The 13104-nt window shown below is 44.3% G+C and carries 7 protein-coding genes and 2 pseudogenes; 5 read left to right on the forward strand and 4 right to left on the reverse strand.

What is annotated here, in order from left to right:
• The first annotated feature begins 21 nt into the window (after positions 1 to 21).
• Entirely contained in the window at positions 22 to 4380 is a 4359-nt protein-coding gene (locus tag ITG10_RS02400; protein WP_017632531.1) for a transporter substrate-binding domain-containing protein, read from the forward strand.
• Positions 4381 to 4422: 42 nt separating this feature from the next.
• Here ITG10_RS02400 and ITG10_RS02405 read toward each other — a convergent pair whose 3' ends face one another.
• Complete coding sequence (locus ITG10_RS02405; RefSeq protein WP_017632530.1) at positions 4423 to 5052, reverse strand: DsbA family protein; 630 nt, start codon at positions 5050 to 5052, stop codon at positions 4423 to 4425.
• A 98-nt stretch (positions 5053 to 5150) separates the two neighbouring features.
• Positions 5151 to 5489 (reverse strand): Grx4 family monothiol glutaredoxin, encoded by a 339-nt coding sequence (locus tag ITG10_RS02410; protein WP_017632529.1) that lies wholly within the window; start codon positions 5487 to 5489, stop codon positions 5151 to 5153.
• A gap of 269 nt (positions 5490 to 5758) precedes the next feature.
• Here ITG10_RS02410 and sodB point away from each other — a divergent pair, with 269 nt between their 5' ends.
• The 3 genes from sodB to ITG10_RS02425 all read left to right on the forward strand — a co-directional run bounded on the left by sodB (position 5759) and on the right by ITG10_RS02425 (position 8054).
• Positions 5759 to 6343: a superoxide dismutase [Fe] gene (sodB, locus tag ITG10_RS02415; protein ID WP_004734050.1), complete on the forward strand. Its 585-nt coding sequence runs from the start codon at positions 5759 to 5761 to the stop codon at positions 6341 to 6343.
• A gap of 248 nt (positions 6344 to 6591) precedes the next feature.
• Positions 6592 to 7095 carry a VC2046/SO_2500 family protein gene (locus ITG10_RS02420; RefSeq protein WP_017632528.1) on the forward strand — a complete coding sequence of 168 codons (504 nt, stop codon included), beginning with the start codon at positions 6592 to 6594 and terminating at the stop codon, positions 7093 to 7095.
• 275 nt (positions 7096 to 7370) lie between these two features.
• Positions 7371 to 8054 carry an SDR family oxidoreductase gene (locus ITG10_RS02425; protein ID WP_017632527.1) on the forward strand — a complete coding sequence of 228 codons (684 nt, stop codon included), beginning with the start codon at positions 7371 to 7373 and terminating at the stop codon, positions 8052 to 8054.
• Positions 8055 to 8150: 96 nt separating this feature from the next.
• Here ITG10_RS02425 and ITG10_RS02430 read toward each other — a convergent pair.
• Positions 8151 to 9343 (reverse strand): annotated as a pseudogene (locus ITG10_RS02430) (ISL3 family transposase).
• A 185-nt stretch (positions 9344 to 9528) separates the two neighbouring features.
• On the opposite strand from ITG10_RS02430, the pseudogene tnpA reads away from it, so the two are divergent.
• Positions 9529 to 9962: pseudogene (tnpA, locus tag ITG10_RS02435) on the forward strand (IS200/IS605 family transposase).
• A gap of 187 nt (positions 9963 to 10149) precedes the next feature.
• Here tnpA and adhE read toward each other — a convergent pair.
• Complete coding sequence (gene adhE / locus ITG10_RS02440) at positions 10150 to 12855, reverse strand: bifunctional acetaldehyde-CoA/alcohol dehydrogenase (protein WP_132761999.1); 2706 nt, start codon at positions 12853 to 12855, stop codon at positions 10150 to 10152.
• Positions 12856 to 13104: the final 249 nt, after the last annotated feature.

Consider the following 13104-nt stretch of genomic DNA (forward strand, 5'->3'; position numbering starts at 1 on the left):
CGTAAACGACAGGATGTCTTTATGCAGAACAATGCTACAAAAACGAAAACGTGGTGTGTCGCCTTTCTATTGAGTTGCCTTACGGTATTCATGTGGCCACTGCACAGCCTTGCTGAAAGCGCACCTCAAGAAAACTCGTCGAATAACCAAGTTGTATTGCGCGTAGGCCTGCCTTCTTACAACATGGTCCCTTATAGCTACCAACATCAAACGCCCTCTGGGAACATTGTTTCTGAAGGGCTACTCATCAGCATGTTGGACGAGGTATCGGTAAACGCAGGCTTCAAATATCAGATTGAGCTATTCCCAACATTTAGCGGCGTACTCAGTGCATTTGAAAAGGGTGAATTAGATTTATTGGTAGGCGTCTCTTCGACCAAAGAGCGCCAAGAATATATGACGTTCAGTGAACCGATGTTCTCGATTCGACGAGCGGTCATTACCCAAAATCTGAAAATAAACGACTTGAGTGAACTGGCAACCGCAAACTTAGCGCTAGAGAAAGGGTTTGCGCTCAATGACCTTCTTCCTAGTTTGCTTCCAGACAGTCGAATTACCACGCTAGACAGCACACAAGCGGCCTTCACAGCGATTGAAGAGAATCGTGTTGATGCTTACATTGGTGATGCCCTTGCGCTTTCTGCGCTATTGCGAGAACAACCTAAAGACTCACTTACGCTATCGGTTCTTCCTGATCTGCCAGCTGACCACTTGCACTTCGCGGTCAAAAAAGGAAAACACAAACTACTCAGCCGAATCAATTTCGCTTTAGAGGACATCAAGCAAGGTTCGCTGCAGTCGATTTACAATCAATGGCTTGCTCCCTCTCAACACTCGATGTTGCTGGATTATGGAACATTGAACTTAACCCAAGACGAAAAGAACTGGCTTGATAACAACCCGTCCATCCCTGTAGGCACACACTCCAATTGGTATCCTTATGACTTTACCAATGAGCAAAAACAACACTCAGGCTTATCTGCTGACGTCTTAAATCTAATCAGTAATGTGCTCGGTGTGTCATTTGAAAGTACCACTTACCTAACCCCAGAAGCGGCAGAGGTCGCGTTCAATAATGGTGAGACTATGGTGCTAACCAACATCACGCCAACCACAGATAAAGCCCGATACATGGACTTCACTCAAGCCTACAGTTTTGAACCTTGGGTGTTATTGAGTCGCTCTGACCGATTAGGCAACTTTGCGCCAAGTGGCACCGAGGCGATTGGTGTGATTGAAGATTCTGGAGGCACAACGGTTCTACCTTCTCTCTGCCTGACTTGCCAACCCGTCCCTTACGTCAATCACGTCAGCGCTTTCCAAGCATTACAGAAAGACGAAATCAGTTTCGCGCTTGCTTCACTTCATCATGCCGCGCCTTTATTGCATCAAGACTATGTAGGGCAATTCAAAATCACGGGTACCATTAATGAGCAAAACAGTGCTCCTTTGGCCCTCGCGGTCAACTTCCGCCATCCCATGCTGTTGAGTATTCTCAACAAAGCCATTGGCGCATTGCCTGCCAACGAACTAGAGCGTTTGGAAAACAAATGGTTAACCTACGAATACCAAGAAGGTTTGTCGCCACGCGAAGTAGCTAAATGGTCGGTGATCATCGGGCTTGGGATCTTTGTGGTCATTTCCGTAATCGTATTCTGGAACCGTAAAATGGCGGCAGAAATCGAGCAGCGAAAAGTCGCAGAACAACGCGCCAAAGCCGCAGAAGCCCATTTACAAACACTGGCCGACAACATAGATGGAGTGGTGCTAAAACACATTCAAACAAACCCCAAGCAGCCTTTGAATATCCAGTTTAGCTTCGTCAGCGCAGGTGTGACCGATATGTTCGGCTTATCCGTGGATAGCGTAAAAGATCACCCTCAACATCTTTTCGAGCTCGTCTCGAAGGATAACTTAGCCCAGTTTGAAACCAGCATGCTCGCTGCCATTGAAACCGGGCATTGGGAAAGCGAACAGCAAGTGCAGTTAGAGTCTGGTGAACTGAAATGGGTGAAATTTAATAGCCAAGTTTCAAACGGCCACGCTATCGAATGGAACACAGTGATTACAGACATCACGCTACTGAAAAAACAGCAACAGGCTTTAGACAACGCTCGCCAGAAAGCAGAAAGCGCCACCGCCGCTAAGTCGCAGTTCCTAGCGACTATCAGCCATGAGGTTCGCACCCCAATTAGCGGGATCTTAGGGTTACTGGAATTAATGCAGGAACATCAGCTGAGTGAAGAATTGCTCAACCTACACGGAGGATTGAATCAGTCGGCTCGTAACTTACTGCACATCGTTAATGACGTACTCGATTACTCCAAAATTGAAGCCGGCAAACTAGAGCTTAACCCGACCGAAATCGAGCTTGGAAAAGTATTAGCGCGCATCGTACAGCCGCAATCCATTCACGCACAGCAAAAAGGCTTGGCCTTCCACTATTGGCAAGATCCAAATCTCTCTCAATGGCTGTTCGCAGATGACATACGACTCCACCAAATTCTGAACAACTTCCTCAATAATGCGATTAAGTTCACCGAACATGGCACTATTTCGTTACATGTCGACGTCATTGAGAAAAACGAGCATCAACAGAAAATTAGCCTCACAGTCTCAGACACAGGCATCGGTATCCCGAAAGACAGACAACAAAGTTTATTCCAACCTTTTGAACAAGCCGACAAAACCACCAGCCGCCGTTTTGGGGGAACAGGGCTTGGGCTGTCTATCGCTTTGAAGTTGATTGAACAGATGAATGGCACCATAGAGTTGTCGAGTGAAGAAGGAAAAGGCAGCCACTTTACGGTTACCGTTACTCTCCCAACTTGTACGCCTGAACAGGCCGTCAGCAACGCTTTGGCTCTGCCACAAACTTTGCTCTGTATTTCGGATGATGAGAACTCTCTTGGACTAGATGTTGGTAATCACTCACACGAGGTGTATGTGGTTGGTTACGTTCTTCAACAAGAAGATCTGTGTCGATATCTGAAACACTTCGGCCTTGAACCAAAGGTTCTGCATATTAATCAAAAGCACCTGCTCAAAGAAATGGTCGTCAAACATCAGCCAAAACACATCTTTGTGGCGATGTCTGTGTGGCAGCAACTGGCGATTACCGATGCCTGGATTCAACAACATACAAGCTCAACACGATTCACAGTAATCAACCAAAATCCAATGCTCTCGCCTGAGCCTTTAGGCAACTCTTGGTGTTTATCGGTTAACCCATTACTGCCCGATAACTTAGTTCACGTTCTAACGAAACCCGTCAGTCACGACAATCTAATATCGCCATTAGACAACGAGACTAAAGCGCCGATCGCCACAGAGACTCGTGAACAAGCTGAACTCAACGGTAGACTGATTCTGGTCGCGGAAGATCATCCCATCAACCAGCAAGTCATCGCCAAACAGCTTGAAAATATTGGTGTCCACGCCGACATCGTGGATAACGGAGTGTTGGCTCTGAACGCATTGAAAGACAAACGCTATGGCTTGTTACTAACCGATTGCCACATGCCGGAAATGGACGGATACACACTTACATCAAGTATTCGTCAAATAGAACAACGCAAAGAGGAGCTTAACCAAGAAACTCAAAGACTGCCAATCGTCGCGCTGACGGCAAATGCTGTGCAAGGTGAAGATGCTAACTGCGATGCGCACGGCATGGATGACTTCTTGGTTAAACCTGTTTCGATTAAACAGATGAGATTAACCATTGAGAAGTGGCTACCCACAATCGACGACTCCAACCCAGTTCGTGAAGCTGATGTTTACGATGCAGAGAATTTAAATACACAGAATCAGGAAGTCAGTGCTTCATCAAACTCTTCACCTAAAGACGAGGAAACCAATAAAGACGAAGAAGCCAATGAATTTTCGATGCTGTTTCAAGATATTGAACAGAGCTTTGAGGATAATCAGAGCTTAGAACCAAGCGAAGACCTCATTCCTGCAATCACCCAAGACGCCTTAAGCGATATCAACAATCAAGTGATCGACTACGCCGCACTCTATGATCTCTTCGAAGATCACGATGTCGTAATGACCTTGCTTGATGAGTTTGCCGTAAGCTTCATTGAAGAGAGTAAACAGATAAATGAGCTGTGGGTTAACAAGGAATACCGAGAACTTAAAAGCACGGCACACCGACTTAAAGGCGCAGCAAAAATGGTGGCATGTGACACGATTGCTTCTCCGCTCGCAATCATTGAGACACAAGCAAACGATCTTGTAACCGAAGCCACGGACTTAGATCTAGTCGAATCAGAAATTGAAGCATCAATCGCGGAAGTAACTAGCACATTCGAACGGTTTACAGAGGAGATAAACCAACTACGTCAGGCAAAAGAAAAGGCTTACTCTTATGAGTAAGCCTTAGAAGTCATTGCGTCAATACAGACAGCTCTCGCTGGATTATGCAGCGGGAGCGTTATTCACTAGAATTTCGCGAATAGACTTAAGCGTAGCTTCAGTTGAATGGTAATCCAATTCAACTTCACTAAAAATGCCATTCACTTCAAGCATTAACGTCGGGTAAGAAAACACGCCCATCGCTTCTTTAAAGCCTAACTGGTCATCTAATTCACTTTCCAATAACTTACTAGAAAGATCATTTTCAAACTGTTGTACATTCATGCCTAGTTCTTCAGCCAACTGCAGGTGCGTTTCTTGGCTGTGTGGCAACATCGCGCGAAGGTAGTACGCGTGTTGAATCGCTTCAAGCATCGCTTCGTAGTGATCTTGAAAACCTGCTGCAATTACAGCACGGCACGCTGGGTGAGTGCTGCGAACAGGTTGACACTCAGTCCAAAACTTGTGGTTAAACTCAGTACCTAGCTTGGCTTCGATCTGCTTCCAGATAGCTTGTAGCTTGCCTTTCATCTCTTCTGACATTGGCTCATCAGAATCCGGCGCCAAGCCACCCACAACGTAGTTAAACTCAATGCTCGCAGGCAATTGTTGTTTCAACAACTCAAGCGTTGGCTTGTATCCCCAACACCAGCTGCACATTGGATCATGCACATAATGAAGTTTTACGTTCATTGTTCGTTCCTTATCGAGTCGACTCTTCTATCAATTCCAACAAAAAAGGAGCCTGATTAAGGCCCCTCATTTTAACTATTCAGCGCAAAGGCTAGAGCTTACTCAGCGTCATCACCAGCAACTTTAGCTGCTGCTTCTTTGATGATTGGCTGAAGTTCGCCTTTTTGGAACATCTCAAGAATGATGTCACAACCACCGATTAGCTCACCTTCAACCCAAAGCTGTGGGAAGGTTGGCCATTGTGCGTAAGCTGGAAGCTCTGCACGGATATCAGGGTTTTGTAGAATATCTACGTAAGCAAATTTCTCGCCACATGCCATTAGAGCTTGAGACGCTTGAGAAGAGAAACCACAGCTAGGTAGCTTAGGAGAACCTTTCATGTACAGTAGAATAGTGTTTTCTTCAAGTTGCTGTTTGATTTTATCGATAGTTTCCATTGCTTCCTCGTTAATGGATTACGGCTTTTATTGCCTTTATTCTACCCCAAACCAAAAGAATAAAAACCATATAAAAAAAGCGGTTAACAAGCTAAGCTAACAATTCACACAAAAGTGATGAAATAAGCTTTTAATAAAGTAAAAACTTGCTAAACTATATCGCAAGTCAGCAAATTGACCATGGTTGGCAGTATAGCGAGCCATGAATAATAATATCACTGGAAGCAATCGAAAGAGTTAACTCTTTCATATCAATGGAGAATTGAGCAATGGCATTTGAACTACCGGCTCTTCCTTACGCGAAAGACGCACTAGAACCACACATCTCAGCAGAAACGCTAGATTTCCACCACGGTAAGCACCACAACACTTACGTTGTTAAGCTAAACGGTCTTATCCCAGGTACTGAGTTTGAAGGCAAAACACTAGAAGAGATCGTTAAGACTTCTACTGGTGGTGTTTTCAATAACGCTGCTCAAATCTGGAACCACACGTTCTACTGGCACTGTCTTGCTCCTAAAGCAGGCGGCGAACCAACTGGCGCTGTTGCAGAAGCTATCAACGCTGCATTCGGTTCTTTCGAAGAATTCAAAGCGAAATTCACTGATTCAGCAATCAACAACTTCGGTTCTTCTTGGACTTGGTTAGTTAAGAAAGCTGACGGTTCTCTAGACATCGTTAACACTTCTAACGCTGCTACTCCTCTAACAGAAGAAGGTGTTACTCCACTTCTAACTGTTGACCTATGGGAACACGCTTACTACATCGATTTCCGCAATGTTCGCCCTGACTACATGGCTGCATTCTGGAACCTAGTAAACTGGTCTTTCGTAGAAGAGAACCTAGCTAAGTAATCTATTACTTAAGCTGCGCTATTTGTAGCGAGTTACCTATTGAAAGCTCATGCCTCGGCGTGAGCTTTTCTGTATCTGTCGTATTCCTATCAATACGAACATTACGAAACAAATTAGCCAATCAAGCCTGCTTTTTAACCTATTCTTACCTTTCTTAATCGCCCTGCATAAATTCTCTATTCGCCTGTAATTAAAGACTAAAGTTTGCCGACTCCATGCCGTTAAAGGTGTATCAAACGAGAGGCGTCATGCAAATACATACTTTAGACAAAGCGGGAATCATCAACGAACTGAAGTTCGGCATCGGAATCAGCCAAGCGGTTGAGCAAGGTCGCCGTGCAGATTTCGCGTTGCTGCTATCTATGTTTTCTAATGATGTTCGCGATTGCACGCCCATCGATACTGTTGAAGTTACAGAAACAAACGAAGATCGCCTACGAAAGCAATTCGGCGTAGCAGAACCGCAGCAACTGCGTTCAAACCAATCTTCATATGAGATTTCAGCACAACAATCTAATCATTTTCATCAGGCGAGCCTTGCCAGCGCAAAACTCAGTCATTACTTGAAACCCGAAGCCTTGGCTTTTATGCCTGAAGATACGGCTGACTTCCCAGAAGAGGTTTACCAAAACCTTTCAGGTCACGATCGACGTAAACTGGCGAACAAGCATGTCCCTGATTTGCCTCATGCCACACTCTATAACGAGCTATCGACTGCCCAACGTCAGTATCAAATTCAAGCTCAGGTATAACTTCAGCCCCGCTTTCTCGATTTATTTCTGCATCTCTATCGACTTTGTTCAATTCACTTTCTTGAATGATTCATGTGAGTGATATGAACCACCAGCCTTGGGTATACTCGAAACACCCGTTGTCGATTACCGCTTGAAGTTACTACAAAATGTGACGTGCCACTAAGTTCATAAAAACTTATTAATTGGCGCACCTTAGTTTGAACCAATTCACACCCATTGTGTGAAATTTAACCCATTCTTATCCAACACGGATGATTTGTTTAGGTACTGGGATGGAAATAAAAAGCTCAATCATATTGGTGACATCTGCCGGCTCGCGACTGGGAGGGACGATTGCGAACCACTTTGTTAACCTTGGAGCCACAGTCATCCTTTGTGATAACGATACCGAAGCACTTCAGGCTACCTATTTACAGTGTGCTCGATTCTCTGATTCTGTTTACCACTACCCGCTCGAAAGTCATGACAACCAGTCGATTCTCAGCGTGTTTGATTTTATCCAAACCACTTTCAACACCACACCCGATGTACTGGTCAATAACTGGATAAGTTCACCGATGCCAAGCCTAATTGGTGATCAGCCTGTCAGCAGCTTTATTAATGATCTTTCTTCTATGGCATCGACCCTTTTCGCATTTGGTCAAATCAGTGCCGAGAGATTGCGTGATGAAAAAAAAGAAGGCGTGATTGTAAACGTGATATCTCATGATGATTTTCATGATGTATCTGGCTTAGAGAGCGCGAACTCCATGATCACCGGATTCACACACAGTTGGGCCAAAGAACTCACCCCGTTTAAGATCCGTGTTGGCGGTGTCGTTCCCGCAATTCACAACGCCGATGGCAAGTTCAACCGTTGTCACTGGGCTCAACTGCAAGACGAACTCACCCGAACCGCTGAGTACATTATCTCTAATGATTACTTCAGCGGACGCGTTGTTGCCGCAGAGGTTTAGGATCCCCGATTCCTACTCAGACAATCTCCCTCCTCTGAGAGCAAATCACTAATCAGCTAATCAACTAATCAACTAATCAACAGCATAAAAAAAGGTTCATCGCGGCTTTCCGGGGAAAGCCGCTTTTATCTTCAAGAAGAAGTAGTCTGTATCTCGATATCCATACCCCATTCGCTTGATTAACTTTATTTTGTTGTTTATCCCTTCCAATGTGCAGGTGTTGAGCGGATAAGTTGCCGATGCAATAATACCGTGAAGATAAGGCCTCAGTTTTCGTGCAAACTCTTTCAATGGCTTAATTCCACTCTCTTGCACTTGTGCCCACCATACCTCCCAGAGCCCCTTAGCATGTGCTTCTGATTTACAGTACCAAAGCTCTTTGAGTTGTGAGCCGAGTATATAAGTGGCCATCAAGTCCTTATTGATATTCAATATTTCAGTAAGATAGCTATCTTGTCGTGCATTTAAATTACCTCTGTTTTTCAGCAGTACCCAGCGTGAGCGCTTCACCCATTGCCTCGCTTTTTATCCTGCTTGAGTTTGTTAGCTTGGTCGACTCTGACTCTATCCATCACCTCACGACCGAACTTAGCAACAACATGGAATAAGTCGTAAACGATTTTTGCATTCGGGCAGTGCGCTTGAACTTCAAGGTCAAAAGCCGTATTCATGTCCATTGCGACCGCTTCGATATTGTTACCATGCTTGCCTAACTGCTCGAAAAACGGTCGTATGTCCTTGCGGCTACGACCTAACCCTATCCAAATGACTTGGTGAGTCTTAGCATCAGCGATGACTGTGGCATATCGGTGCCCTTTAAAGATGGCGAACCTCGTCCATGACGAGTTGCCTTAGCCCTTCCCATTTCACTGACGGTACCACTTGGCGAAGTCGACGTTTATCTATCTCTTTAATGGTGTGCCAATGAACGCTCGTTAACTGGGAGATATGCTTAATGGGAAGAAGAGGCAGTAGTTGTTCTATATAGCTTTTAGACGCGTCGTTATACGAGCATAAGGCTCTAACCAAGATAGAAACTCTGTTTTTATGCCGCAGTCACGACACTTGATCCTTCGAGTTTGAACGGAAAGCTCAACAGGAACATTGAACAACATGGCCTCTTTCACATGACGCCATTGATACTCATGGATAGCCTCAGCTTCAAGACCGCAAAGGCATTTAGCCTCAGAATTAGGTTTAAGAGTTAGTGTAACAAGTGATGCTGTCTGGTGAGACTTTACTATTTTAAAGCCTTCCCAGAATGAAGATAGGAAAGTATGATTCGGCATGAAAACGGTAGTTTGTGTATGATTTTGTTTGGCGACTAAACCATATCACTTACTACCGTTTTTTTGTTTTCAGCCCTAAACCACCTACTTCAGTAGGTGGTTATCATTCAGTTTGGCTTTGCCTGTAGTTCTACCCATGTTAAATGCTCCCTTGATTTTTAGCGAAGTCAAAGAGGACAAATAACATGAGCAGATATAATCAAGCTTCCCACGTATTTTGGAGATGTCAATATCACATAGTGTGGACACCAAAGTATCGATTTAGGATTTTGAAAAACAATGTAGGTAAAGAAGTTTATCGATGTATAAACGTTTACTGTAATCAACTTGGATGTGAAGTCGTTGAATTAAACGTTCAAGTTGACCACGTGCACTTGGTAGTAAAAGTTCCGCCTAAGTTATCGACATCCAAGTTGATGGGCGTATTGAAAGGCAAAATAGCTTTAAAACTCTTTAGTAAATTTCCATATTTAAGGAGAAACAAACTCTGGGGTAACCACTTTTGGCAAAGGGGCTATTTTGTCGATAGCGTAGGGGTTAATGAAGAAATCATTCGACGCTATGTAAGACATCAAGAGAAAAAAAGCGCGTGGAGCAGCAGCAATTGGCGTTGGACTAAACAAAGGCCCCCTTTTAGGGGGCTCACATAAAGCCACCTTCTTTAGAAGGTGGTAATTTACTTTTAGTTCCCGCTAATCCGCGATGAACCTAAAAAAAGCCCCAGTCTTTCGACTGGGGCTTTAAACTTTTCCCGATAAATAAGTATCGTGCTAGCGAAAACTTATCTCAAAACTAATGCTTACTTATTATGCGTTAGCTTTTTCTTTTTTAGCTTTTGGTGCTTTCGCTTCAGCTGGTTTTTGGTCAGCTTTCTTAAGGATAACTGTAGTACCTTCGAAAGTTTCACCTTCAACGTATGCTTCACCGTAGTAAGAAGTTGTTAGTACTTCTTTAAGCTCAGTGATAAGTGGGTAACGTGGGTTAGCACCTGTACACTGGTCATCGAACGCTTCAACAGCTAGCTCGTCTAGTTTAGCAACGAAGTCAGACTCGTTAACACCCGCAGCTTGGATAGATAGTGGGATGTCTAGGTCTTTCTTAAGCTCTTCTAACCAAGTCAGTAGACGTTCAATCTTCTGAGCAGTACGGTCACCAGCTTGGCTTAGGCCTAGGTGGTCAGCAACTTCAGCGTAACGACGACGTGCTTGTGGACGGTCGTACTGAGAGAATGCAGTCTGCTTAGTTGGGTTATCGTTCGCGTTGTAACGTACAACGTTTGAGATAAGTAGTGCGTTAGCAAGACCGTGTGGTAGGTGGAACTCAGCACCAATTTTGTGAGCCATTGAGTGACACACACCTAGGAATGCGTTCGCAAATGCTACACCAGCGATAGTTGCTGCGTTGTGTACTTTCTCACGAGCGATTGGGTCAGCCGCACCATTTTTGTAGCTTGATGGTAGGTATTCTTTAAGCATCTTAAGAGCTTGAAGAGCTTGACCGTCTGAGTATTCGTTCGCTAGAACAGATACGTAAGCTTCTAGAGCGTGAGTTACTGCATCGTAACCACCGAATGCTGTTAGAGACTTAGGCATGTTCATTACTAGGTTCGCATCAACGATAGCCATGTTTGGCGTGATTTCGTAGTCAGCTAGTGGGTACTTAGCACCAGTCTTGTCGTCTGTAACAACAGCGAATGGAGTAACCTCTGAACCAGTACCTGAAGTTGTAGTGATACATACAAGCTCAGCTTTTTGACCCATTTTAGGGAACTTGTAGATACGTTTACGGATATCCATAAAGCGCATTGCTAGTTCTTCGAAGTGAGTTTCTGGGTGCTCGTACATAACCCACATGATCTTAGCAGCATCCATTGGAGAACCGCCACCTAGAGCAAGGATTACGTCAGGTTGGAAGCTCTTCATTGCTTCAGCGCCTTTCTCAACAACAGATAGCGTTGGATCCGCTTCTACGTCGAAGAAAGTTTGAACTTCGATGCCTTGTGCTTTAAGCAGGCTAACTACGTCATCAGCGTAACCGTTGTTGAATAGGAAACGGTCAGTTACTAGGAATGCGCGTTTCTTACCTTCTAGATCGCTCATTGCGATTGGAAGGCTACCACGACGGAAGTAGATAGACTTAGGTAGTTTGTGCCACAACATGTTTTCAGCTCGCTTCGCTACAGTTTTCTTGTTGATAAGGTGCTTAGGACCTACGTTCTCAGAGATAGAGTTACCACCCCATGAACCACAACCTAGAGTTAGAGAAGGTGCAACGTTGAAGTTGTACAGGTCACCGATACCACCGTGAGTAGTAGGGATGTTGATTAGGATACGAGCAGTTTTCATCTTGTCACCGAAGTAACGGATGCGGTCTGCGTTAGTATCTTGGTTAGTGTAAAGACCAGATGTGTGACCGATACCACCGATTTCAACCATAGTTACCGCTTGAGCAACAGCGTCTTCGAAGTCGTCTGCGCGGAATAGACCTAGAGTTGGAGATAGTTTCTCGTGAGCGAACTCGTCATCGTAAGAAACTTTACCAAGACCTTCACCTACAAGTACTTTTGTATCAGCAGGAACTTTAACACCAGCCATTTCAGCGATTGCTGGAGCAGGTTGACCTACGATTTTAGCGTTTAGGTTGCCGTCGATAAGAAGTACTTTACGTACTTTATCTGCGTCAGCTTTAGACAGAACGTGAGCTTTGTGAGAAGCGAAACGCTCTTTAACTTCTTCGTATACATCGCTAACAACGATTGCAGCTTGCTCAGAAGCACATACAACACCGTTATCGAATGTTTTAGACATTAGGATAGATGCTACAGCACGTTTGATGTCAGCTGTTTCATCGATAACTACAGGAACGTTACCAGCACCAACACCGATAGCAGGCTTACCAGAAGAGTATGCTGCTTTAACCATGCCTGGACCACCAGTAGCAAGGATAAGTGCGATACCGTCGTGCTTCATAAGCGCGTTAGAAAGCTCTACAGATGGTTGGTCGATCCAACCGATGATGTCTTTTGGAGCACCAGCTGCAACAGCTGCGTCTAAAACCAGTTTCGCTGCGTCGTTAGTTGAGTTCTTTGCACGTGGGTGTGGCGAGAAGATGATGCCGTTACGTGTTTTAAGAGAGATTAGAGATTTGAAGATTGCTGTAGAAGTTGGGTTCGTTGTTGGAACGATACCACAGATGATACCTACAGGCTCAGCGATAGTCATTGTGCCTAGGTTGTCATCTTCTTCTAAGATGCCACATGTTTTTTCGTCTTTGTATTTGTTGTAGATAAATTCAGATGCAAAGTGGTTTTTGATAACCTTATCTTCAACAATACCCATTCCAGATTCAGCAACTGCTTGTTGTGCAAGTGGAATACGAGCGTGGTTAGCAGCAAGAGAAGCTGCGCGGAAGATTGCGTCTACTTTCTCTTGAGAGAATGTTGCAAATTCTTCTTGTGCTGCTTTAACGCGAGCTACTAGAGCATCAAGTTCCGCTAAGTTAGTTACAGGCATGGTGGATCTCCTAAAATAATAAATATTAAAAACTTTTTATTAAATTCGCTGCTTGCCGTTAACCTTAAACACCAGCGTTCTTAGTAAATTGCTTTCAGGGCTGAGTATATTATTTCACAGTGTGAAAAAAATTGACCCAGATCAGTTACCCAAAAAGAATTAACCAGAAAGTAGTAAGGCAATCGCAAAAATGAACTTAAGGATATGATTTATATAGATTAATATCACATTTTTCGTTCGTGCAAAAAA

The sequence above is a fragment of the Vibrio sp. ED004 genome, from assembly GCF_023206395.1.
In the GTDB taxonomy this organism is placed as follows: Bacteria; Pseudomonadota; Gammaproteobacteria; order Enterobacterales; family Vibrionaceae; genus Vibrio.

Excerpts from the sequence above, each read along its gene's own strand:
- sodB (WP_004734050.1), top strand. The coding sequence starts at position 5,759 with ATGGCATTTGAACTACCGGCTCTTCCTTACGCGAAAGACGCACTAGAA.
- ITG10_RS02420 (WP_017632528.1), top strand. The coding sequence starts at position 6,592 with ATGCAAATACATACTTTAGACAAAGCGGGAATCATCAACGAACTGAAG.
- adhE (WP_132761999.1), bottom strand. The coding sequence starts at position 12,855 with ATGCCTGTAACTAACTTAGCGGAACTTGATGCTCTAGTAGCTCGCGTT.
- ITG10_RS02410 (WP_017632529.1), bottom strand. The coding sequence starts at position 5,489 with ATGGAAACTATCGATAAAATCAAACAGCAACTTGAAGAAAACACTATT.
- ITG10_RS02425 (WP_017632527.1), top strand. The coding sequence starts at position 7,371 with ATGGAAATAAAAAGCTCAATCATATTGGTGACATCTGCCGGCTCGCGA.
- ITG10_RS02400 (WP_017632531.1), top strand. The coding sequence starts at position 22 with ATGCAGAACAATGCTACAAAAACGAAAACGTGGTGTGTCGCCTTTCTA.
- ITG10_RS02405 (WP_017632530.1), bottom strand. The coding sequence starts at position 5,052 with ATGAACGTAAAACTTCATTATGTGCATGATCCAATGTGCAGCTGGTGT.